Below are 21,918 nucleotides of genomic sequence, written 5' to 3' on the forward strand. Positions count from 1 at the left end.
TGATACAATTAAAGTAATTTATCAATAGTAAAGGAGAATTACTATGAAGATTGGAATTCTAGGCGTTGGTCACATGGGGACCGCTATCATCCGCGGCCTCGCCAACCGTTACGAAGCCAGTGATTTATTTGTTAAGGGACACCACGTCAATGATGCTTTAAAAAACCTGCAACAAGAACTGGGCTTTCAAATCCTGTCTGATAACGACCTTAGCGGGTTAGACGTCTTGTTCGTAGCCACTCCAGCTCCAGCAACGTTGGCAATCTTAAAGGATACCAAGATTGACGATCACACGCTCTTAATTTCAGCAGCTCAGGGAATTACTCCCGCACAAATCAAAGAGCTCTTCCCGCAGAATTCAGTTGTCTGCATCGTTCCTAACATTCCCGTCGCTGTGAACGCTGGTTGCATCGCCATGACTAGGGCTGATGCGGCTACGCCAGCAGCTCAAAAAACGGCGGACGAAATCCTCGCCAACTTAGGAACCGTAGTGGCTGTGCCCGCTCGTAACGCTGGCATCGTTGGAACCATCGCTGGTTGTGGTCCGGCCTTTGTCGACGTCTTTATGAGCGCCCTGGCTGATGCAGCCGTTCAAAACGGACTTGACCGTGAAACAGCCTACAAAGTGGCCGCCAGCATGGTCTTTGGAAGTGCCAAACTCGCCTTAGATACCGGCACCAACCCCGACGTTTTAAAGGACCAAGTGACCTCACCAGGTGGTTCTACCATCAAGGGAGTAGTTGGTCTCGATGCCAAGGGCTTCCGCAACGCTGTGAACCACGCCGTCAACGAAGCAAACGGGTAATTTGAAATTACTAAAAAGACGCCCATGCGTCTTTTTTCTTTGAAAAGGAGCATTATTTATGTCGAATTCGGAACAACCTAAAATTCCACTTACTACTAATCTGGCTATTTTAGCCGCCGCCTTTCTTTCCTTCGCTGGTGTCTTACTGGAAACCTCGATGAACGTCACGTTTCCAGAACTTGCTAAGGAACTCGGTGTCTCCTTAGACACGATTCAATGGATTACGACCGGCTACCTCTTAGTGGTAACGATCACAATGTCCACCACTGCCTTTTTACTAAAACGGGATTCGGTTAAACGCCTCTTTATCATCTCGAGTGCCCTCTTTGTGATTGGAGACTTACTGTCCGTGTTGGCTCCCAGTTTCCCAGTCCTCTTAGCGGGACGGTTAATTCAAGCCGGTTCCACGGGACTCAGCATGCCCATGATGTACCAAGTCATCTTTGCCCTCATCCCCAAACGACGAATTGGAACCTACGTGGGCATCGCCTCAATGGTGGTTTCCCTTGCTCCCGCTTTGGGTCCCACTTACGGAGGAGCGCTCTCGTCGCTCTTATCCTGGCGCTACATTTTCATCGTAATTCTACCATTCGTCTTACTTAACTTCTTCTTAGGAACCCATAACTTGAAACTCAAACCACAGGGAATTCAGAAGCACTTTGATTTTATCTCCCTCGCGTTTCTCGCTGTGACCTTATTTTCATTCGTCTGGGCAACCAACCAATTGGGAAGCGCCCACGGAACCGTCCTTCCCTGGCTCATTCCCCTTCTCATCGGGTGCTGTACCCTCGCGCTCTTTATTTGGACCAATAACCACGGCAACACCCAGGTGCTCTCGCTTCATCCCTTAAAAAACGCCAGCATTTCCATCAACGCGATTGTCTATATGATGTTAATGTTTGTCAACATCGGGATTTCGTTTGTGATTCCCATCTATTCGGAAGTCGTCTTCCACGTGACCCCACTCGCGGCTGGTCTCATTCTCCTGCCCGGTTCCATCATTGGAGGAGCAATCTCTCCTGTTGCTGGTTTAGCCTATGACCGTTACGGGGCCTTTAAACCCATTTTAAGCGGGATGGTCCTCTTTACGATTGCCACCTTCTGCTTCAGTATTTCCAGTAGCTGGGCCACTCCCATGGCCTTCATGTTCCTCTTCATCTTGTTACGGGCAGGAATGAATATGGCCTTTGCCAATTTACTGTCGAACTCTCAATCTCTAGCTCCCATGCAACAATCGGCGGACGTCAACTCCCTCTTCAACATGTTGCAACAGTACGCCGGTTCGCTTGGTACTAGCATCCTTGCCTCGGGACTAGCCTTTTACCAAAATCAAGCTCATGGTCCAGCGGCTCAAATTGCCGCTACGATTCAGGGGGGCCATCTCGACTACTCCCTCCTCTTTGTAATTGCTGGAGTCATCACCATTTTGGCCTTCACCAACTGGAATCGGCAACGAAAGCTGGGGTTCCATGTCTAAGAACGCCGCTACGGAGAAACTAGCTCCTAATCACCACCAGTTAACTGAAGAGCAACGCCAGTTAGTCGACCGCATCATGGCTTTTACTAAGCAACAACTTACAACCAAACAAACTCCGGCCGTTTTTACCATCACGGGAGATTGTGGGACCGGTAAGAGTGTGATTTTAAGCCAACTTTTTTATGAACTCCAACAGGCCGCCCACGCCACTGAACCACCATTGGCGCAAATGCAGAACTACTTTCTGGTTAACCATCCGGAGGTTTTAAAGGTCTACAAAGAAATGGCTGAGACAGAAGCCCACGTCTTAAAGAAAAATTTTCTCCGACCGACCTCCTTTATTAACCAAATGCAAAAACAGCACCAACAAGCGGACGTAGTAGTGATCGACGAGGCCCACCTCCTGCTGTCTCAACCCGACCACTACAATAATTTTTACGGTCAAAATCAGCTAGAAGAGATCCTCAAGGTTAGTCGGGTTGTCATCTGTGTTTTTGACTTTCACCAGGTGATTCAAACCAAGAACTACTGGGATGAAAATCTGTTACAACGAATTGTTGCTCCCTACAAACATGAAAGTTACCACCTCACCCACCAGTTTCGCATGACCGCCAGTCCGGCCTTAATTGACTGGATTGATGCCTTCAGTCGGGGAAAACTGCAGCCCCTCCCGAAAACGGCGCGAGCTCACTACGACTTTCGCATCTATGCGGATGCCGAATCAATGCGGCGCGCCATTGTTACTCGCAATCAAGCAGTAGGCTTATCCCGCATCGTAGCAACAACGGGGTATCCATCGACGTTAGATGGTGGTAAACACTACATTAATGAAACGGGTGGCTTTCGGATGCCGTGGGATCAATACAACTATACAGCCACTCCCTGGGCCGAAATTCCCGCTACCATTAATGAGGTGGGTTCCATTTACACCTGTCAGGGCTTTGACCTTAACTACGTTGGCCTCATCCTGAGCCCCCTGCTTTATTTAGATCAAACTGACCAACGGATTAAAGTGGATCTCAGCAAGAAGACCAACAACGAAATGTTGAAACGCCGCAAGGACATCACTGATCCCCAGTTATTTACACAAATGCAGCACCAAATCATCTTAAATTCCGTCAATGTGCTTTTAAAACGGGGCATTCACGGCGCCTATCTGTACGCCCATGATCCAGCGTTACAACAAGCACTTTTAACTAGCTATCAAAAAATTCAATAAACCACAAGAACCGGACCTGGAGTGCTTCTCAAAGGCCGGTTCTTTTTTTACCTTATTTAATTTTTAACCGTTGTTGTAGGGTTTGGTCGTCGAGACGGGCTAGTTGGTTATAGGTTTCTGCTAAAAACGAGAAGGGCGCATCTGGATATTGGTGTGTCGCAAGTTCCGCGGCCACCGGCAGGATGCCCGTTGCTGTGGTAATCGTTTCTAAATCAGTGCTGATCCCAGCAGCTACCCCTAAAATTCCATCTAAAACGTCACCCATGCCCACGTTAGTAGTTAACATCGGGGCGTTGTTTTCGACTTGGTACACAGTCGTTCCGTCCGTAATAATATCAGTGGGTCCCGAAAGAACTACGATGCACTGACACTTTTGGGCAGCAGTTTGGGCTACTGTTACCGGATCAACGCTGCCCTGACCGGCATCAATCCCCCGTTGATCCCAGCTAACGCCAGCCAGCGCTGCTACTTCCCCAGCGTTTCCCCGAATCAGCGTTACGGGGGCTCGCTCCAACAGTTGCTGAGTTCGTTTTCTCCGAAGTGGCGTCGCACCAACGGCCACTGGATCAAAGACCACCGGTTTATGCAGTCGATTGGCAGTCTCTCCTGCACCCAGCATCAGCGCCTGCGCAGTCGGGTTGGTCGAGCCCAGGTTCAAAACAACGGCATCAGCAATTTTAGTTAAATCAGCCGCCTCTAGTGGATCCGCCATCATCATTGGCGAACCCCCGATGTAGTTAATTCCATCAGCCACCCGTTGTGGAGTAACATGGTTCGCAACGTTCAGGACAATTGGTTGTTGTTCGCGAATCGTTTTCATTAAATTAGTTTTCATGACTTACTCCCTTGCTTTTTAAAATCTGCACACTTTTCGTAATATCATCACTTTTAGCCAATGCCGAAACTACAGAAACCCCGACTTCCGGTACTGCTTGTAGGTCACTGACATTTGTCGTATTAATTCCTCCAATGGCAACCAGCGGTAAAGCTGTCTGTTTCTGTACAGCTTGAACCCCAGCCACGCCAATTGGTTGTTTCGCATCTGGTTTGCTAGTTGTCGCAAAGACCGGACCCACCCCGAGATAATCAACCAGTGGTAAAGCAGGAGCACTGGCATTTAGTTCGGCTACGTTATGCACAGAGAGCCCGATTAACCAATCTGGATGTTGTTCGCGAAGCGGAGCAACGTTCGCATCAGTCTGGCCGACGTGAATCCCTTCGGCACCAACTTGTTCTGTAAGCTGCACGTTATCGTCAATGAAAAGGGGCACGTTCGCGGCAGTGGTCAGCTGATGAACTTTTCTGCCCAATTCCACTCGCTCTGCTTCATGCAAACGCGAACCGTCTTTATCCCGAAACTGAACCGCGGTTACTCCAGCAGCAAGCGCTTGCTTAACCACGTCTAACAGTCGGTTTGGTTGATTATCAACGTCCTGGGTGCCAATCACTAGGTAAACTTGCAACATTGCTGAATTAAATTTCATCGTGTTCCTCCCATAATCCATGATTTACCGGTCCGTGCCCGTGTCCCAATGGCAGCGGGTGGGGAATAATTTGTGCTAGATAGTCGTGAGCCAACCGAATCGCTTGGTTAATACTGTGACCGTGAGCCACGTACGCTACCATGGCCGCTGAAAGCGTGTCGCCCGTGCCATGGGTTCGGTTGGTGTTCACCCGCGGGCTTTCTAGCCAGTAGTCGGTTCCGTCGGCCAGTTTAACGTAGTCGGAAACCACCGGATCCGTGCCGTGTCCTCCTTTAATGACGACGTTTTCGACTCCCAATTGCTGAATCTTTTTAGCAGCGTTTAAAATATCGACTGGCGTCGTAATCGTTTGCCCAGCCAGTAACTCCGCTTCTGGTAAGTTCGGCGTTACTGCGTCAGCCACCGGCAGCAACTCCTGCTTGAGAACCGTAATGCCTTCGTCATCTAACAAGTGGCTCCCACCCTTGGCAACCATGACCGGATCCACAATGACCACTGGAAAATGGTATTTAGCCAGATTTTGAACCGCTAAGCGCACATGGTCGGCATCAAACAAGGCTCCCGTTTTCACAGCCCGGATAGCAAAATCAGTTGCGACCGCAGCAAATTGTGCGTTCACCATGGCTGCTGAAACGGTCTCAATTCGTTGAACGTCCTTCGTATTCTGCGCGGTAATGCCCATCACCACGGCAGTGGCAAAGGTTTTTAAAGTTTGTATCGTTTTTAGGTCCGCCATCATTCCGGCACCCCCGCCAGAATCAGTTCCAGCAATCGTCAATCCCGTTGGATATTGTCGCATTTTAGTTTTCCTCCTCCGCCTGGGCAAAAAAGGCTAATTCATATTCACAACTCTTTTGAAACACAACCAGTGCTTCCTGCCGGTCTTCATTTGCAACCGTCGGGCTTAGTTGATCTAATTCATGAAACATCGTCTGGTCAAAACCATCATCCGTTCCTGCGTAAAAATTAATCCACGCGGCAAACGGATTAGTGGGAACATTAGCGTCTTTTGCCACTAGTTGATTGGCTAAAGTAACGTACACTGCCGGACAGGCTTGCATGCTCGCTAATCCGATAAAAGCTGATTGTTTGGCAGCTGATTCCATGTGTTGCAAATAGGTTTGGGTCACATTCTTAGTTGGCGGCCACGGCGTCATAATTTCTTTTGTAGTTGTTTGGGCAGCTTGTAACAGCACCTGGTGAGCACCATTCTCCATCCGAATATCATGTTCGGTATTTGCCAATAACTCTGGAGAAAGTTGGCCCAGCACTCGCTGGTATAAGTTCAAAAAGCGTTGCAGGTAGATGTTATCCTGCTGAACGTAGTTAATGACCACCGCGCGGGGTAAATCTCCTGTCGCGATTCCTTGCACAAATGAATTCGCCCCAAATTGTGGCATCATCGTCTGAACGGTTTGTTGCATTTGTTCACTAATTGCTGGTTGCATTAGTAGTTCTCCTCATCACTAGCTAAATTTAACCAAATAAAAAAAAGTTCCCAGCATCAGCTGAGAACTTGGGAATTGGTATTTTTATTTGAGGACGGACTCCGCCCGCAACATAAAAGTTTCCTGCGGTAGTGTTAACTACATCAGGTTCAATGGGTTTAATCTCAGCTCATGGCACCCCAACTTTTTATTTGATTGTCATCAGTGTAGCATTAGTTGGACTAGACGTGCAACTTACACATCCCGGTCCAAATTGTTGTAGTATTCCACTTCAATTGTATCCGGTTGAATTAACAACTTAGTGATGCTCCCATTTTGGGCGGCTTGGCCCTCATCCAATTCGGGTGCGTACCGGTCCACAATTGAACGAATCGTCATCCCGTGCGAAACAATCAGGATCTTTTGCCCGTCACTAGTGTTTTCCCGAATCCGGTCAAAACCTCGGTCTAGTCGTTCCCAGAATCGTTGGTTATCTTCGGCATCATTATACAAATCAGCCTTCGCAATCAGATCCCGAGCTCGTTCTAACCCATAGTGGTTTAACACGCCCGCTTCGTTGGTAATGTTGACCTGTTCTCCCACGAACTGCCACATTTGTTCCAGATTTTCCCCTTCAAAGTAACCATGGAACTGTTCACGCAGTTCTGGAAACTGGTAGGTAATGATATCCATTCCCCGGGGGTTTTGCTTCAAAATTTCGTTACCGGTTTCGACTGCTCGACCTGAATCACTGGTAAAGGCCGCATCAAAATCAATTTTAGCTAGGCGTTTCCCAGCAGTTTGGGCATCGGCAATTCCCTTATCAGTTAAGGGCGAGTCAATCCATCCCTGCACTTTGTTATATCGGTTTAAATAGGTTTGTCCGTGTCGGACTAAGTAAGCTGTTACTGTCATTTGGCATCTCTCCTAACCGTGCGCTTTTTTCGCCACCACCAGCTGGCCAGTAAAGTTCCCACTAAGCCCAATAGCGAAATGAGCACTCCCACTTTAAGCCCCGGTGTCTGGTATCGGAACGTTAGGCGATGAGTTCCCGGAGTCAACCGGACCTGAGCCAGGCCATTCACCGCCTTCTTCATTTTAACAGGTTTCTGGCCGTCTGTAATCGTCCATCCCTGATCATAAGGGATGCTAAGCAAAACGACAGGACGCGCTGTGGTAGTCTTCACCTTAGCCGTAAATTGATTGCCATGTAAGGCTAATCGAGCTGGATCATCCACCTGCAGTTGGTAAGGAACCGTCGCCTGGCTAAAGCGCTCAACCGCATCGCCTTGATAGCTAGCAAAGGTCGTCTTGAGATCTTGCTTCGTTAACTTCCGGTTACTCATAAACTGAACGGTTAACTGATCGCCCTGCTGGCGGTGCCCCAGTTCAATTAATTCGGCTCCATTTTGTGGATACCGACTGGCTAAGGCCTGTCCATTAACCTTGATTTGCAACTGCTGGTTCGGACTAACTCGTTGTAAATCGAGGTACTGCATCCCGGTAGTTTGCGCCGTTACCCGAACGCGGTAGCGATACTGACCCCTCTGCTTTTGTAACCGCAGCACTTGAGCCGGATTAGGGTGAAAGACCAACGCCTTCGACCCACTTTCTGACTGAAAGAGGCGGTTTAAGTTCCCATACACATCGTTATTAACCAAATGTAACTGGTCAAGAGTTGGAGCTACCGCATACCCCACACCAGTTAGCTGCGGATTAGTGTGTAACTGCATTTTTCCCGTCCGACTAATATTAACCTGCCGGCCAACGCTTAGGAGTTGAGCGGTTACCGGGGTCAAGCCCCGGACGCTCACCCGACGTTCGTTTCGACTATATAAGCCGAGCTTCGTCAACGCATCATGAGTATGCACGTTGAGCGAGGACGTGTAGCTGTTGACTCCGTAAAAGTTAAACAGCAACGAATCATTATATTGATTATAATTAATGTTGAAATTGTGCACGTACAGTTGGTTATTCACATCTAACCGGGTAAACTGACGTTGGTTTTGCGCGGCTTGCACGAGCTGTGCCGACCGCTCGTACTTTTGGACAAACTGACTCTGATTACCATATTCATGGGTTCCGCCAAGGGCAAGCCAGAAGTTAGTGCCCATTTCTAGGGAAACTACGACTAATAGCAACGGCCACCAACGTACATCACGCTTGCTAATTCCAATCACAGCGACCGTTACTAAAATAAAGAGTAGCGCAATTAACCAGTTCCAGTAGCTAGTCACGTAGAACGGAGTCGCCCAGTGAAAGGCCCGGGCCACTCGAATTTCCACAAAGGCGGAAAGGTAACCCAGGGTAATTAGCCCTGCCAAGATCACAGCGGCCTTTTTGACGATTGCTAACTGGGAAAAGGCTCCGCGCCGCCAAGCTTGATAGCCAAAGCCAATCATGACAAAGCTTAACATGTAAACTTCACGGAACGGGAAGCCGGCTGGCATCTGGAACATGTGCCACACCGTGTCAAAGGTGGCAATTAGCATCCCCACAAAGATGGCCCCGACGAGCCAGAGGGAGGCCCGTTTTTCCTGGCGTTTAATCTGCGGACTCAACCAAAAGATTAACATCCCAAGGGCAAAGAAACTCCCCACAAACAACGATGGTTCGTGGTTTAAACGACCGACGAAATTGGTTGCTCCAACCCCGAAACTAAGTAAATCGGAAGGTAAAAAGCGAAAAATTGGTAAGAAACTGGTCCAATCGAAGTTCCCCTTCCCGGTCGATAACATCCCGACCAGAGTGGGAACTAATAGAAACGCGGAGAGTGCTCCCCCCAGTATCGAACTACCGATGTACTTCACTAGAACCGCTTTTCTAGTTCTAACGAAGGACCAGAATTTCATCGTCTGTGGTTGCTGCAAAATAAACAGGTACACAAAATAAATCACAGAGTACACACACAACATATACCCCATGTAGTAATTTAAAATGATACCCACTAGTAGGGTAAACGTGTACCAGCCCCACTTTTCCTTTTTAAACAGTCGATCAATCGCCAACGTTAAAAACGGTAAGACCATGAGGGCTTCCAGCCACATAAAGTCGTAAAAGTACATGGCCACAAAGCCACATAAACCATAGGCAACGCCTGCCACTAGTTGGCGCCAGTTTACGGCATGTTCCTTTACCCGTAAAAAAATCACCATTGAAAGACTAATCAAGCCAATCTTAATCATGATGATGGCTTCCATTAGCAAGGGAATTTGGGCACTTTTCACAAAGAACACCAGTAAATTCAACGGACTCATCAAGTAGTAGGTATAGACCGGTATGGTATTATCCCCGAGCGAAAACAAAAAGGAATAGGTACTAATCCCCCCATTGTGTAACTGCGTTCGTAAAAAATTAAAAAAGGGGAAATACTGGGTGGCCAGGTCACTCACCAATAAATTGTGCCCCCCCAAGGGCGCAATTCCCCGCCCAGCAAAGACTCCAATTACGATGAGAATCGGAAGGAAGAAGGCTCCCAGGTAGGCCAGTACCTGAGACATTTTTTTATTCATAAAATTCAACACTCTCTTCAATTTTTAATTTCGAAAAAAATTGCTATCAATTTTATTTTACTATAAAAGCAGAATGACTTCCTAAATATGCTATAATTAATAATATCTTAAGATATAAGGAGGAAACAAAATGTTTAGTTCCGCAAGAAAATTTGACCCATTTACGTTGGTTGTCGGAATTTTATTCGCCATCCTTTCGTTAGTGATTTTGAAATACCCTGGCGGCTCACTCATGGTTGTTGCCTACATCATTGCCTTTGCGATGATCATGGAAGGAATCTTTAAATTAGCCGACTTAACTGCTATCGATAAATCATTAGGAATCAGTAACACCTGGGTGATTATTAGTGCCATCTTGGACTTGATCCTAGGGGTCTTGATTATCTTTATGCCTGGTTTAGGTGGGATTTACCTATGGATTGTCTTATCAATTTCATTCATCATGGACTCCCTCTTCGAACTCTGGGCTAGTCGTTACATCGGCAAGAATCACAAGGGTTACTTCTGGTTCACGGTTATTTTAGCCGTAATCGGGTTAATCCTAGGAATTTTACTGTTATTTAACCCAATGCTGGGGGTAAGTACCAGTCTCTTCCTGATTGCTTTTTACCTGATGTTCTTTGGAATCTTATTAATTATCCGTTCGTTCTAAAGTACGAACCCTGAGGAGTGACGAAAAGTCGCTCCTTTTTTATTGGAAAAATAAAGGAGGAGTTTTTATGAAATACGCCATAACCGCTGCTACTGGTCGTTTCGGACAACTAGTTGTCAATCAATTGTTAGACAAAGTACCCTTTCGAGACATTGTGATCATTGCCAGAAACCTTGAAAAAGCCCACCAGCTGTTCCCCCCACTATTTAGACATCCGAATGGGGGACTACAAAGATGCTACTAGCATGGATCAGGCGCTAGCCGGTGTAGATCGCTTGTTACTAATCTCTTCTTATCCTGACCAATCAGTGCCGCGGTTCACCCAACATCAAAACGTCATTAATGCAGCCGTGCATAATCAAGTTAAATGGTTAGGTTATACCAGTTTTTTCCATGCCGACCGAACTCAGAATCCCCTGGCAGCTGATCATTTAAAAACCGAGCAGTTCATTACCAAAACGGATCTCCCCCATTCTTTTCTGCGAAATAATTGGTACCTAGAAAACGAACTTCCGGCGCTCCAAGCGGCTCTGACACACCAGCAACCAATCGTGACGACCGCCGGTAAACAAACCATTGGCTGGGCGAGTGAACGCTACTACGCACAAGCCGCTGCTAATCTGCTAAGCAACAGCGAGGACGAGTTAAAATTCGTTTACGAACTAACCGGCACTTTTCATACCTACGCAGAACTAATCAAAACCGTAACCAACGTCACCGGTCAGGAAGTTAAACTCCAGCAACTACTTCCCGCTGAATTCGCGGACTGGATAAAACAGCAAAATTGGAACGCTCCGACCCAACAATTCTTTCTTAATTGTCAAAAACTGATGCGAGCTGGGGACCTCGGTCCACAAGAAGAACAGCCAGCAATTCAAATGGGTATGATTCATGCAGAGATTAACCAAAGTCGTTCACACTACCAGGACCTACCGCAGGTGTTAGGACGTCCCTTGCCTAGCCTCACGGACCAAGTGCGAGACCTGATGACTCCCAAACCAGGTTACCTGCTATAGCTAAATTAATTTTAAAATGCTCCAATTTAGTCGGAAGATTTGGGGGAGCCTCAGTTGTACGACCGGAAGTGCTTTATTAATAAAATCCTATCAACCATAGGAAAGAGAGCACTATTTCCAGGTTAGGACTGGCACTTGGAAACTTAGTAGCGGGCCCGTTTAGCAAATGGGTAACATGTCTCAAATGATGCTTCTAATCCTAATTTTCAGCATTATTACTTTCATCGCGTATGATTGGAAAAATTTAATTCTGAAATGAATTAAATTCATTTTAATTGCCTAGCTACTAAAAAAGCTTGTCAGAGATTAATGAGGTGTACCCCATAACTGACAAGCTTTTTAATTTATTCCATCTTACGTGACCAAATCAGAGCCACCGTAATAAACAGCACGGGTCCCAGAATCATCCACATCGTAGTGGTCCATTGTCCACTCATGACCGGAGCAACCAGGGTAAAGAGAATCGCAGCACCCACCGTTACTAAAACAACGATGGAAGCTAACCGAGCCACTGAGTAACTCTTAAAGAACACGAAGGGATGCTCAATTTGTTTCTTGCGGAACTGCCAAAAGGCATAGGCCACAAACAGGTACGGTAGTGACATGGCCACGTTAGTCATCGACACCACGATTTGGAAGAACATCTTCGCATCCTTCCCTCCAAACGAAACCAGCAAAATGAATGCAATTACGATAAGTGCCTGAATTTTCATTGCGTTTACCGGAAGGTCCCGTTTCACCTTCCGCATCCATTGTGGCCACATATGATCCGGGGTCCCCTCTACCAACTGTTTGATTGGCGAGAAGACCACCGTGGTAAAGGCTCCCATTAACGCTAGAAACATGGATAACCCAATGTAACGCGCCACCCAGAGCCCCATTTGCACGGCCACCCCATGGTGAAAATGCAGGGCTAAGCCGAGCTGGTACCCAAAGTTATTCATCGCAATGAAGGCCTCGTTTCCAATGTTCACGTGCTTGCCACCGTTAGCGTTAAAGACCTGGTTCCAGTTGGTAAACATCCCGGTCACAAAGATTCCCAGCGCGTACACAATTGTAATCAAAATGGCGCTGATGGCAATTCCCCTTGGGAAAGTTCGTTGGGGATTCTTGGTTTGGTCCACCAGGCCACTAATGATTTCAATCCCACCAAAGGCAAAGATTGCGTAGACAGAAAAGCCCAGAACTGCGATCCCGGTTTGATAATCCGGATTCGGAGAATGAATGAAGCTCAGCAAACTCAATGGTTGCAGCGGGTGTCCGTTTAAAAGCAGGATCACACTGCCCCCCACAATCAGAATGAAGCTGGCCAGTAACATGGCCGAACCCCCGATTGAGGTAATCAGCTTGAACTGATTCAAACCCCGACTGGCAATGAAAGTCACGAGGAGCACCAATGCCACCGCCAGGATTCCGAGGGTTTGCACGTCATTGAGTCCCAACAAGTGCCAACTTTGGGTCTTATCTACCCCAAAAATGGCGGTCGAAATCGGGATCCAAATAATGGAACTGGTATTCAACATCCACGTAATAAACGAGGTATACCACATCACGATTCCCACGAAGGCGTACCGAGAGTTAACCGCAGAGGCCATCCACGTGTAAATCCCGCCCTTCGCGCTCGGATAAGCAGAACCAAACTCCGCTACCATGAAGGCAAACGGTAAAAAGAAACACAAGGCCGCAATTACATAAAAAATGATGGAGGCATAACCCATCAAGTAAAAGGCCCGGGGAATGTTAACAAAGTTAAAGATTGAGGTAAAGATAATCAATACCAACGATAACAGGGTGATTTTTCGGTTATTCATTTGTTAATCCTCTCAAAGTTAGTCTGTGAGTTTATAGTAACTCCCGTAACTCTGATTTTGGACTTTGTTCCAGATTACGTAGGTAAATGCGCATCGAAGCATCGGTGCGGTACCCACGATCGTCGCCGCGTTCGACCACCCGGTGGAGCGGAATTACCAGCCACATCGGACAGTTTTGCAAGGCTGCTTGCACCACCTGTGGTTCTAAGCGTAATTGATCTGCAATTTCAGCCAACGTCAGAGTTTTTCCGTATGGAATTGCTCGAACGAGCTGCCAGACCTCTTCTTCCTGAGGAGTCCCGTTGACAAAGTAATCCAAGGTAAAACCAAAGTGGTCACTCTTGCCTTTTAGATAGCGTTTCAACGCCTTGCGGTAGTGGTCGGTCTGCTGGTGATCGTGAACATACTCAAATGCCTGCGGATAAAACCGTAGCACCTGTGAGACTCCGTGCTCTGGCGAGCTGACGAAGTTTAAACCGGCATCGGTCACCGTGTAAAAGACCTTCTGACCGTTAATGTTAATCGCATCCCAGTATAGCCGTTGCATCCGCTAACTCCTCATTTCGTTCCAATTAATGTGACTGTTATTTTAGCACACTTTCTAGCTACCGCCTAGCTGCTTTCCGCTCCCTAGCGCGGCGCCACCATTTGCTGATAACGAGCCCTAGTCCCCAGACCAATAATCCGGCCCAGGCCGTAAGTGAACCAAAAATAGCCACTTTAACCCATAAGGGGGCTCGATAAGCTACCAGTACGTGGTTCACTCCCCTCCGTGGTTGGACCTGAATACTCCCAATGTCAGTAACTTGATAATGATGAATATCTGCTTGCTGGCCCCGGTGGAGTAACTGGCCGTTCAAGCGGACCGTGGTATCGTGGTAAGCCACCACGGGCACCGTCACTAACCCATTCTGCTTACTGTTCCAGGTCACATGCATCTGTCCAGAACCATCGACCCGTTTCTTCACAAAACGATTACGTCGCATAATTTGGGTCTGATACTGTGGTTGCAATCGTTTCACGTTCATTCGACCACTATAGTTTGGCAGATAATCAGTGATTCCACGCCGTTCATCCAGTAGTGGTTTTTCTAAATCGGCACTCATAAAGTCTGTTTTTAACTGCTTCTGTGTCGTGCCTTGTTGGTAGTAATCGTACCGATGTTTAACTGGGGTATAAACTCCCACCTGGGGCGGACGATTCCCCTTTTCCCAATCATTATCGGCTTGAATCTTAACGTTGCGCATCCCCAACATCACCGCCGTTACGGCCAATAATCCGACTAAGGCAAAGATGGATTCAAAGCTCCAGTGCCAACGCGGAGTTTGTAACACCTGGGTCAAAGACATGAGCACACTAGCTAATAATAGGAGCGCTGCAAATGAAAAGAAGCGTGAGGGAAACTGCAAAAAGTGTTGCAAAAACGGAAAAACTCGTTGCATCAACCGCCACGGAAACAGGGTCGAGGATAACCAAAAGAAGACCAGTCCCACGCCGGTTAGAAAGTAGTTTAACCGGTGCAGTGGTCGAACCAGGAATACCAACAAAAGTTGTAATCCTAAGATTACGATGAACACAATCCCTACATCCGCCTGTAACCAGTTCGGACTCATCAAGTGCATAGCACCAGTCCGTAAACTCTTAACGGCAAACGGTGACACCAACCGATTTTGCAACACGACGTTCAAGAAAGTTACCGTGTAGTTAGCCGTCAGCACTACCGCCAACAGTACGTTCAAGGCTACGCGGCCGAGGTACTTCCCTTTAGATGCTGCCTGCTTCCACCCCACTAAAAAGAATGGTAACAGCAAACAACAGGTCATCACTGCACTCAACGTGTGCACCTCAATCAGAATCGACATAATGAGGCCAAGCCCCCAGTGAATCTGACGTGGTTCCCCCTTTATCAAACTTAGTCCCGCCAAAACGGCAAAAGGCAACAGCATCGCGCCCCAATCTAAAAATGCGGAACTGGTAATCCAGTAAGTAATAAAATTCTGGGCTAAGTAAATAACCGCTCCTAAAACCGCTAGGACCGGATGAATCTGTAACCGGCGAAACAGGATCCAGGCACTAAGACCCGCTCCCACTAAAATCAAGCCCCCGGTCAGCATTTGAAAACTAAACCAGCTTCCGGTTAACCACAAAAAGACTCCTAAGAGATACGCAAAATAAGGTCCATATAGCGCGTTAATCATCTGGCCCGAACGCTGGTAGCCAAAGTTACTCATGAAGTAATTAAAATGGCCCGTCCGTAACTGTTCTGCTGCATCATAAATGCGATTAAAGTGAAAAAAAGTGTCGTAGCCGAGAATCACCGTGTGTAATTTCCACTGCATCAACATAATTAATGCCGACGCAAGTCCAATTAACAGAACTGCCGATCCCCACGCCCGAAATTTTTGCACCAGTGATGCCTCCTTTTCTTTTTAACTTTTCCATTTTACACCAAAAAAGCACCCCTCACCACGATGAAAGAGGGATGCCCATTTATGCTTGTTTGCGGCGTTTCCACACGTAATAAAGCGTTACCAATCCATACGGAATGTACGCACAGACCACCAAAATGGCAAGAATAATTACCAAAGGCGTCACCGCTTTTTGGACAAAGTACACCACGATGAGCGCCAAACATAACGGGGTAATTGTCCAATTAGCAATCCGGCGGAGCTTGATTAAACGCTGATCAATTTCATCTTGCTTCATCGCAAACCATCTCCTTCAAGCATTACTGAAAGACTTTAAAGCGTTGATCGTCATCCATGAAGTCCTTGTCGGCAGCCGGCTTTTCTACGGAACCAAAGTTCATTTCGGCCCGCAATTGCCAACTAGCAGGCAACTTAAATTCAGCCGCTACAGCACTGTTAATTAGCGGATCATAATGTTGAATGTTAACCCCTAACCCATTTTCCTCAAGCCCGGTCCACACGGCAAACTGAGCGTTCCCCTGTGCTTCTTCAGACCAGTTGTATTCTTGGTATTGGTAAGTAGCCAGTTTCTCGTTATCGGCGTAAGACTGAACCACCTTCATGTCGGTAAAGAAGAGAATCGAACCAAAGGCATTTCTAAAACTACTAATCTTTGCTTTGGTCCGTAAGAAAGCGTCTGGAGCGACCTTTTCTTCTAAAGCAGTCTCAACGATATCCCACAACTTTTCGTGGTGTTCGTTAAACAGGATGACAGCCCGCACTGGTTGGCTGTTAAAAGCCGATGGTGTGTGGCGAATCACCGCTTTAATGTATTCCGTTAGTTCTGGTTCTGGAATCTGAACGTTGCGACCTAGGTTATAAATGGTGCGCCGGTGTTTCATCAAATCTAGTAATTGGGTATCCAAAGTAGCTCCTCCTATTTAATTTGGTTTTCGGTTTCGCCTTTTTCAATGGCATCCTGAAAGTTTTGGAAGCTCACCCGAATCATATCCTGAGTAGCCGGTTGGGTATCATAACCCATGTGAGGAGTAATAATAACGTTGGGGTAGTGCTTCATCAAACTCAATAACTCTGGATTGGGAATGTCGTCTAAGCTATCGAATTGCTTCCCATCAATGGCCATTTCGTTCGGAATCACGTCAGCAGCATAGCCAGCTAAATTTCCGTCGACAAGTGCATCTGAAACGGCATCCGTATCCACTAATTCTCCGCGCGCCGTATTAACCAATACGGCACTGTTCTTCATGTTTCCAATTTCAATGGCCCCAATCATGAGATCATTTTCACCTGGGAAGTAGGGAACGTGAAGTGAGACAACGTCTGATTGCATCAGTAATTCATTTAACGAAACAAAGTCAACGTTGGGATTATCATCCGGGTGACGTTGGTAACCAACCACATGAGCTCCTAGATTATGCCACAGTTCGGCTTCCGCTGCTCCCATGTGACCAACACCAATGATTCCAACCGTCAAATGATCAATTTCATTGGCAAAGTAATCCTGTTGCAAAATGAAGTTTCCCTGATTGGTGTTATCAGCTGCTTCTGGCACGTGGCGAATCAGGTCCAAGCCCATCGTCAAAGCCAATTCAGCCACAGAGTATGGCGAATAACTAGGTACCCGGGCCACCATGATGTCTCTAGCGCTCGCAGCGTCTAGATCAATGTTGTTGTAACCCACAAACCGAGTAAAGCAATACTTAACGTCCAGCCCTTTCAGCGCTGCCAATAAGTCAGCGTTAGCAATGGTCGTCCCATCAATCAGAACTCCAATCGAGCCTTCAGCCGTATCTACGTTTGCTTCTGTTAGTGGTTCTGTTAGTAAGTTTAAGTCGAAGCGACCGTGATTTAAGTCTTCGTACATTGGTTTTTCAAACTCACGGACGTTATACACCGTAATTTTAGCCATCTTTAATTCCTTCCTACTCGTTGATTGGGTACAATGGAGTGCCCTTTTCCAACGTGTTGGCAAAGTTCTCAAAGCTAATCCGAATCATGTCTTCTACCGCTGGTTCCGTAAAGAAGCCCATGTGCGGGGTTACCAGCACGTTCGGGTAGTTTTTCATTAATTCAATGTTAATTGGGCTCGGTAAATCATCGAGGGAGTCAAACTGTTTGCCAATGATGGCGTCTTCATCCAAGATCACATCGGTTCCATAACCACCGATTTTGTTGCTTCGGATTGCATCAGCTACCGCTTGGTTATCAACCACTTGGCCCCGTGCGGTGTTAACCAAAATGGCATCATCCTTCATTTTATCAAGTTCTGCATCACCAATGAGATTACCAGTTTGACCAGGAATGTACGGAATGTGCAGTGAAACGATGTCTGACTTATGCAGCAAAGTATCCATATCCGTAAATTCAACCACATCATTGTTTGGATCTGGTTTCCGTTTGAACGCCAATACCTTAGCTCCTAAAGCCTTGTACAGCTTAGCTTCGGTCATCCCAATCTTACCAGCTCCAATGATTCCAACCGTAGCGCTGTGAATTTCGTTAGCGTAATAAGTGGGTAGCAAGCGAAAATCACCGGCATGGGTGTTAGCAGTCGCTTGAGAAACATTCCGGAAGAGGGTTAACCCTAAACTCAGTGACAATTCAGCCACAGCCCGTGGTGAGTAGTTTGGAACATTTGCCACTTGAATCCCTAGGTTCCGGGCTGCTTTCACGTTAATGTTGTTAATTCCCACCACTCGAGTGTAAATGTACTTAACGCCGTAACCAGCTAATTTTTCAATTACTTCTTCATCACAGTCATCAAAGGCCGTGATTAAAATAGCATCGGCTCCGTCCGCACGGTCCACGTTATCAAGCGTCATCCGTTCTGCAACTAAAGTCAGCTCATAATTATCTTTGTTCAACTTCTCAAACAGTGGGGTTTCCACCTCACGTACGTTATACACAGTTATTTTAAACATATTCATTCTCCTCGTTGGGTCGTCTACTTCTAATTATAAGGTACTTCGAATTTAGATGGCAAGAAATTAGGAAAACTCTATAATTTAGATTTGAAAAGCAGTGAAATTTGACCAAATCAATGTCATACTTAGAAATGGTGTTAATAAAGTCTTAAGAAAGGTGCTTAGTTTATGCATAAGCGAATCATCTATATCGATTTAGTTAATATTTTTGCCATCTTCGCAGTTCTAATGCTACATTCCTCGCAATATATCTCTAAAAACGGACTAGTTTTAAAAAATAACATCATTCAAGCTATTTTTGTCCCTGCCGTCTATCTCTTTTTTATGAATTCTGGAGCTACACTTCTAAATTATAGAACTAAATATTCGACTAAAACCTTTTTAGTTAAACGAATTAAAAGAGTTGGCGTTCCACTAATAATTTGGAGCCTGCTTTACTATTTGTATGACATTAGATTCACTGCTTTTCCCGGTCCAATCGCTCACCCGCACCCTGGGATCACAGATTTTATCTACAGCTTTTTGAACAACAACATCAATAATATTTTTTGGTTCTTCTACGCTGTCATTCTTCTTTATCTACTTACTCCAATATTGGCAGTCCTAGCTAATAAAAATAAAGATCTCCTCTTCTATTTAGTCGGTTTAAATTTTATCGGGAATTACGTTTACTTGTACTATGCTCATGCCCTCAATCTTCCAATCATTGGCGGAACAACTGGACTACAGATTAATCCCATTGCTTCTGAATTTGTCGGTTTTTTTATTATGGGTTATCTCATTAAAAGCAATTATTTTTCCGACAAGGCACAAAAAATTATGATTAGCTTGGGAGTCGTTTCCTTATTTATATCATTATTGCTGTGTCTTTTTAAACTCGATAATTTGGCAATTGGTGGTGCTTTACTCTTCTTTTATTCCACCGCTCTATACCTTTTAATTAAAAAAAGTAGTGAAGTCACAAACTTTTTCTATCATCATGCAAAGCTATTTGCTAGCGCTGCTTCAACTAGCTTGGGAATTTACATTCTTCATCCCTTATTTTTTAAAATTTTTGAAATCTTATTTAATCCGCACCCCACTAGTTTCCTTTACGTTTGGATTATGCCAATCGTTACCTACTTGATTGGGTGTGTATTCCTATTTATGATTAGAAAAGTTAAAATAATTAAAAGCATCCTACCATAAAAAAGTAAATATAAAATAATTAATATAAAGGAAAAATCAATGCTAAAATTACAACGTGTTTTTAAAGACCATCTGCAAGAAATAATTGTCATCGGTTTTGCTTTCATATCATTATTAATGATTCTTCCGTTGCTCCACGGTGGAATTGTTTATAATCAATTTGATTTACAATTTCATTTAACGAGTGTTCAGGAGAGTTACTTAAATTTAAAAAACGGAAATTGGAATCAGATTGTTCCTGCAATCAGTACGAGGAGCTTTGGTTCCTTTGGATATCCCAATAATCTTTTTTATCCGATTTTTACGTTCTTACCTGAAGCACTTATTCATTTAATTATCCCTAATCCTTGGTTAGCCTATCTTTTATTCATGGCTCTAGTCATATTTTTGATTTTTATTTCAATGTACATCCTAGGATTAAAGCTAAAATTCCCGGTATTTGCTTCAGCATTAGGTGCTTTAATTTATGGTTTTTCTGGATTCGTATTTCTCTGGTCCTATAATAATGAAGATCTTGCCCAAGTAATTGGATTAATGTTTCTGCCAATGGTCTTTTGGGGACTTTATCAGATCATTTTAAAAAAGCAAAACAAATGGATTTGGCTTAGCTTGGGTATGTTTGGAATTGCCATGACGCATATTCTGTCATTATTAATAGTTTCATTTTTTGTTGCCTTTCTTCTTCTATTTTTATTAATTAATCCCCATCAATCATGGAAGGAAAAAGGAAAACGATTCTTGAAATTTATTTATGCAACAATCACTACTATTCTGATGGGATCATTTTTTCTCATTCCACTAGCAGTTAATATGCACTATAACGGTGACATCACGGTCGCAATCCTGCAACTAAGCAAGTTTACCATTTCTCTTTCTAATTTCTTCTTTAGTAATATTTACGCAATTCACACTCAGCCTAATTGGACGGAATCAAGTGGAATTGGAATCACCAGTTTAATTACGTTACTGGTAATTGCTTTCAATTGGAAAAAGTTAAATTTTTTCTTTAAATATTTAACAATTGGATTAGGATTATTCAGTCTTCTTTGTACCAATCTCTTCCCTTGGGATTTATTCCAAAACTTACTAAAATTCATTCAATTCCCGATTCGCTTCATGATGATTGTAAGTTTCTTAATTGCTCTAATTGGAGCAAAATCCTTTGCAAATCTTGAATTAGATTCGTCTTCTCTTCTTAATCAAAAAAATTATCAAAAACTAACTATCAGCTTATTTTTATTTTTAGGAATTTGCTCTTTCTATTCTGGAGCAGAATTTTTAAAGCACGGTGGCTTAAATAATCTTTCTCAAAAACAATTCAAACGGGTCGCCACAAAATGGAATACGTTAGACTACTTGCCTCCCCAAGCGGTTAAGATTCAACCCAAATTAGAGGATCACGCTACCGCAAAACTAAATCCCGGTAAAAAAATTAAACAAAAGAATTATCAGACAAAACCAAATGAACTTATCTATACAATCAATAGTTCTAAATCTTATTCAAAAATAGTTATTCCGACTATTTATTACCCTGGATTTCAAACCACTGTAAATAATAGAGTCGTAAAAGTTAGAACAAATCAAAATAGAGCCATCGTGGTTCCAATTCAAAAGGGAGTTAATAAAATAACCGTGAAATACCAAGATCCCTTAATTAAAGTTGTTGCAATTTGGATCAGTATTTTCACTTGGATATTTATTCTCTTCAAATTTATTTATAATTGGAAATTTGAAAGATAGCAAAAGCTATCCGTGGCGTTGACCTGTACCCCCATAGGTTAAAATTAAAATTTTAATGGCTCTACAATTTTTGGTACTGATGACATTCACTAAGTGAATGTGGTCAGTACCTTTTTTGTATACTTAGTGAAAATAAAAAAAGAACATATCGGACGATCCCCGATATGTTCCCAACCCCTAAAAGGAGTTAATTGTTATGAATGAAATAACAATCAACAATTATATTAGGCCTCA

Annotated in this window: 21 protein-coding genes and 1 riboswitch; of the genes, 8 read left to right on the forward strand and 13 right to left on the reverse strand. The window is 44.9% G+C overall.

The window, feature by feature from the left end:
• Positions 1-43 precede the first annotated feature (43 nt).
• The 3 genes from proC to M3M39_RS00560 are packed head-to-tail and all read left to right on the forward strand — an operon-like array spanning position 44 to position 3,501.
• Entirely contained in the window at positions 44-805 is a 762-nt protein-coding gene (gene proC, locus M3M39_RS00550; RefSeq protein ID WP_252797300.1) for a pyrroline-5-carboxylate reductase, read from the forward strand.
• A 58-nt stretch (positions 806-863) separates the two neighbouring features.
• Positions 864-2,282 carry an MFS transporter gene (locus M3M39_RS00555; protein WP_252797301.1) on the forward strand — a complete coding sequence of 473 codons (1,419 nt, stop codon included), beginning with the start codon at positions 864-866 and terminating at the stop codon, positions 2,280-2,282.
• Entirely contained in the window at positions 2,275-3,501 is a 1,227-nt protein-coding gene (locus M3M39_RS00560) for a DUF2075 domain-containing protein (protein ID WP_252797302.1), read from the forward strand. The genes M3M39_RS00555 and M3M39_RS00560 overlap by 8 nt, the downstream gene beginning before the upstream one ends.
• A 52-nt stretch (positions 3,502-3,553) precedes the next feature.
• On the opposite strand, the gene thiM is transcribed toward M3M39_RS00560, so the two are convergent.
• From thiM to M3M39_RS00590, 6 genes are all read right to left on the reverse strand, one after another.
• Entirely contained in the window at positions 3,554-4,336 is a 783-nt protein-coding gene (gene thiM / locus M3M39_RS00565; RefSeq protein WP_252797303.1) for a hydroxyethylthiazole kinase, read from the reverse strand.
• The gene (gene thiE / locus M3M39_RS00570) at positions 4,326-4,985 is read right to left on the reverse strand and encodes a thiamine phosphate synthase (RefSeq protein WP_252797304.1); all 660 of its coding nucleotides are present in this window, start codon (positions 4,983-4,985) and stop codon (positions 4,326-4,328) included. Before thiE ends, thiM begins: the two co-directional genes overlap by 11 nt.
• Entirely contained in the window at positions 4,975-5,784 is an 810-nt protein-coding gene (gene thiD, locus M3M39_RS00575) for a bifunctional hydroxymethylpyrimidine kinase/phosphomethylpyrimidine kinase (protein ID WP_252797305.1), read from the reverse strand. Before thiD ends, thiE begins: the two co-directional genes overlap by 11 nt.
• A gap of 1 nt (position 5,785) precedes the next feature.
• Positions 5,786-6,433 carry a TenA family protein gene (locus tag M3M39_RS00580; protein WP_252797306.1) on the reverse strand — a complete coding sequence of 216 codons (648 nt, stop codon included), beginning with the start codon at positions 6,431-6,433 and terminating at the stop codon, positions 5,786-5,788.
• A 103-nt stretch (positions 6,434-6,536) separates the two neighbouring features.
• Positions 6,537-6,625: riboswitch (TPP riboswitch) on the reverse strand.
• 42 nt (positions 6,626-6,667) lie between these two features.
• Complete coding sequence (locus M3M39_RS00585; RefSeq protein ID WP_252797307.1) at positions 6,668-7,327, reverse strand: histidine phosphatase family protein; 660 nt, start codon at positions 7,325-7,327, stop codon at positions 6,668-6,670.
• On the reverse strand, positions 7,324-9,924 hold the full coding sequence (locus M3M39_RS00590) for a YfhO family protein (protein ID WP_252797308.1): 2,601 nt from the start codon (positions 9,922-9,924) through the stop codon (positions 7,324-7,326). Before M3M39_RS00590 ends, M3M39_RS00585 begins: the two co-directional genes overlap by 4 nt.
• A 130-nt stretch (positions 9,925-10,054) precedes the next feature.
• Between M3M39_RS00590 and M3M39_RS00595 the strand changes: the two genes are divergently transcribed.
• The 3 genes from M3M39_RS00595 to M3M39_RS00605 all read left to right on the forward strand — a co-directional run bounded on the left by M3M39_RS00595 (position 10,055) and on the right by M3M39_RS00605 (position 11,592).
• The gene (locus tag M3M39_RS00595; protein WP_252797309.1) at positions 10,055-10,576 is read left to right on the forward strand and encodes an HdeD family acid-resistance protein; all 522 of its coding nucleotides are present in this window, start codon (positions 10,055-10,057) and stop codon (positions 10,574-10,576) included.
• A 67-nt stretch (positions 10,577-10,643) separates the two neighbouring features.
• On the forward strand, positions 10,644-10,820 hold the full coding sequence (locus M3M39_RS00600; protein ID WP_252797310.1) for a hypothetical protein: 177 nt from the start codon (positions 10,644-10,646) through the stop codon (positions 10,818-10,820).
• Complete coding sequence (locus M3M39_RS00605) at positions 10,795-11,592, forward strand: Rossmann-fold NAD(P)-binding domain-containing protein (RefSeq protein WP_252797311.1); 798 nt, start codon at positions 10,795-10,797, stop codon at positions 11,590-11,592. The genes M3M39_RS00600 and M3M39_RS00605 overlap by 26 nt, the downstream gene beginning before the upstream one ends.
• A 344-nt stretch (positions 11,593-11,936) precedes the next feature.
• Here M3M39_RS00605 and yjeM read toward each other — a convergent pair whose 3' ends face one another.
• From yjeM to M3M39_RS00640, 7 genes are all read right to left on the reverse strand, one after another.
• Positions 11,937-13,403, reverse strand: coding sequence for a glutamate/gamma-aminobutyrate family transporter YjeM (gene yjeM / locus M3M39_RS00610; protein WP_252797312.1), 1,467 nt, complete (start codon positions 13,401-13,403; stop codon positions 11,937-11,939).
• 31 nt (positions 13,404-13,434) lie between these two features.
• Complete coding sequence (locus M3M39_RS00615; RefSeq protein ID WP_252797313.1) at positions 13,435-13,950, reverse strand: methylated-DNA--[protein]-cysteine S-methyltransferase; 516 nt, start codon at positions 13,948-13,950, stop codon at positions 13,435-13,437.
• A gap of 58 nt (positions 13,951-14,008) precedes the next feature.
• On the reverse strand, positions 14,009-15,811 hold the full coding sequence (locus tag M3M39_RS00620) for an MFS transporter (protein WP_252797314.1): 1,803 nt from the start codon (positions 15,809-15,811) through the stop codon (positions 14,009-14,011).
• An 82-nt stretch (positions 15,812-15,893) separates the two neighbouring features.
• On the reverse strand, positions 15,894-16,109 hold the full coding sequence (locus M3M39_RS00625; protein ID WP_252797315.1) for a hypothetical protein: 216 nt from the start codon (positions 16,107-16,109) through the stop codon (positions 15,894-15,896).
• Positions 16,110-16,131: 22 nt separating this feature from the next.
• Entirely contained in the window at positions 16,132-16,737 is a 606-nt protein-coding gene (locus M3M39_RS00630) for a nitroreductase family protein (RefSeq protein ID WP_252797316.1), read from the reverse strand.
• A gap of 11 nt (positions 16,738-16,748) precedes the next feature.
• Positions 16,749-17,741, reverse strand: a complete 993-nt coding sequence (locus M3M39_RS00635; protein ID WP_252797317.1) for an NAD(P)-dependent oxidoreductase — start codon at positions 17,739-17,741, stop codon at positions 16,749-16,751.
• A gap of 13 nt (positions 17,742-17,754) precedes the next feature.
• Positions 17,755-18,753, reverse strand: coding sequence for an NAD(P)-dependent oxidoreductase (locus tag M3M39_RS00640; protein ID WP_252797318.1), 999 nt, complete (start codon positions 18,751-18,753; stop codon positions 17,755-17,757).
• A 171-nt stretch (positions 18,754-18,924) separates the two neighbouring features.
• Here M3M39_RS00640 and M3M39_RS00645 point away from each other — a divergent pair, with 171 nt between their 5' ends.
• Entirely contained in the window at positions 18,925-19,944 is a 1,020-nt protein-coding gene (locus M3M39_RS00645; RefSeq protein WP_252797319.1) for an acyltransferase, read from the forward strand.
• 39 nt (positions 19,945-19,983) lie between these two features.
• Positions 19,984-21,684 carry a YfhO family protein gene (locus tag M3M39_RS00650; RefSeq protein ID WP_252797320.1) on the forward strand — a complete coding sequence of 567 codons (1,701 nt, stop codon included), beginning with the start codon at positions 19,984-19,986 and terminating at the stop codon, positions 21,682-21,684.
• The last annotated feature ends 234 nt before the right edge of the window (positions 21,685-21,918 follow it).

Origin of the sequence: Fructilactobacillus hinvesii, from assembly GCF_024029435.1 — a bacterium.
In the GTDB taxonomy this organism is placed as follows: Bacteria; Bacillota; Bacilli; order Lactobacillales; family Lactobacillaceae; genus Fructilactobacillus; species Fructilactobacillus hinvesii.

What these genes read in the sequence shown, in the direction of transcription:
- proC (WP_252797300.1), top strand. Translation starts at nt 44, where the DNA reads ATGAAGATTGGAATTCTAGGCGTTGGTCACATGGGGACCGCTATCATC.
- M3M39_RS00555 (WP_252797301.1), top strand. Translation starts at nt 864, where the DNA reads ATGTCGAATTCGGAACAACCTAAAATTCCACTTACTACTAATCTGGCT.
- M3M39_RS00560 (WP_252797302.1), top strand. Translation starts at nt 2,275, where the DNA reads ATGTCTAAGAACGCCGCTACGGAGAAACTAGCTCCTAATCACCACCAG.
- thiM (WP_252797303.1), bottom strand. Translation starts at nt 4,336, where the DNA reads ATGAAAACTAATTTAATGAAAACGATTCGCGAACAACAACCAATTGTC.
- thiE (WP_252797304.1), bottom strand. Translation starts at nt 4,985, where the DNA reads ATGAAATTTAATTCAGCAATGTTGCAAGTTTACCTAGTGATTGGCACC.
- thiD (WP_252797305.1), bottom strand. Translation starts at nt 5,784, where the DNA reads ATGCGACAATATCCAACGGGATTGACGATTGCTGGAACTGATTCTGGC.
- M3M39_RS00580 (WP_252797306.1), bottom strand. Translation starts at nt 6,433, where the DNA reads ATGCAACCAGCAATTAGTGAACAAATGCAACAAACCGTTCAGACGATG.
- M3M39_RS00585 (WP_252797307.1), bottom strand. Translation starts at nt 7,327, where the DNA reads ATGACAGTAACAGCTTACTTAGTCCGACACGGACAAACCTATTTAAAC.
- M3M39_RS00590 (WP_252797308.1), bottom strand. Translation starts at nt 9,924, where the DNA reads ATGAATAAAAAAATGTCTCAGGTACTGGCCTACCTGGGAGCCTTCTTC.
- M3M39_RS00595 (WP_252797309.1), top strand. Translation starts at nt 10,055, where the DNA reads ATGTTTAGTTCCGCAAGAAAATTTGACCCATTTACGTTGGTTGTCGGA.
- M3M39_RS00600 (WP_252797310.1), top strand. Translation starts at nt 10,644, where the DNA reads ATGAAATACGCCATAACCGCTGCTACTGGTCGTTTCGGACAACTAGTT.
- M3M39_RS00605 (WP_252797311.1), top strand. Translation starts at nt 10,795, where the DNA reads ATGGGGGACTACAAAGATGCTACTAGCATGGATCAGGCGCTAGCCGGT.
- yjeM (WP_252797312.1), bottom strand. Translation starts at nt 13,403, where the DNA reads ATGAATAACCGAAAAATCACCCTGTTATCGTTGGTATTGATTATCTTT.
- M3M39_RS00615 (WP_252797313.1), bottom strand. Translation starts at nt 13,950, where the DNA reads ATGCAACGGCTATACTGGGATGCGATTAACATTAACGGTCAGAAGGTC.
- M3M39_RS00625 (WP_252797315.1), bottom strand. Translation starts at nt 16,109, where the DNA reads ATGAAGCAAGATGAAATTGATCAGCGTTTAATCAAGCTCCGCCGGATT.
- M3M39_RS00635 (WP_252797317.1), bottom strand. Translation starts at nt 17,741, where the DNA reads ATGGCTAAAATTACGGTGTATAACGTCCGTGAGTTTGAAAAACCAATG.
- M3M39_RS00640 (WP_252797318.1), bottom strand. Translation starts at nt 18,753, where the DNA reads ATGTTTAAAATAACTGTGTATAACGTACGTGAGGTGGAAACCCCACTG.
- M3M39_RS00645 (WP_252797319.1), top strand. Translation starts at nt 18,925, where the DNA reads ATGCATAAGCGAATCATCTATATCGATTTAGTTAATATTTTTGCCATC.
- M3M39_RS00650 (WP_252797320.1), top strand. Translation starts at nt 19,984, where the DNA reads ATGCTAAAATTACAACGTGTTTTTAAAGACCATCTGCAAGAAATAATT.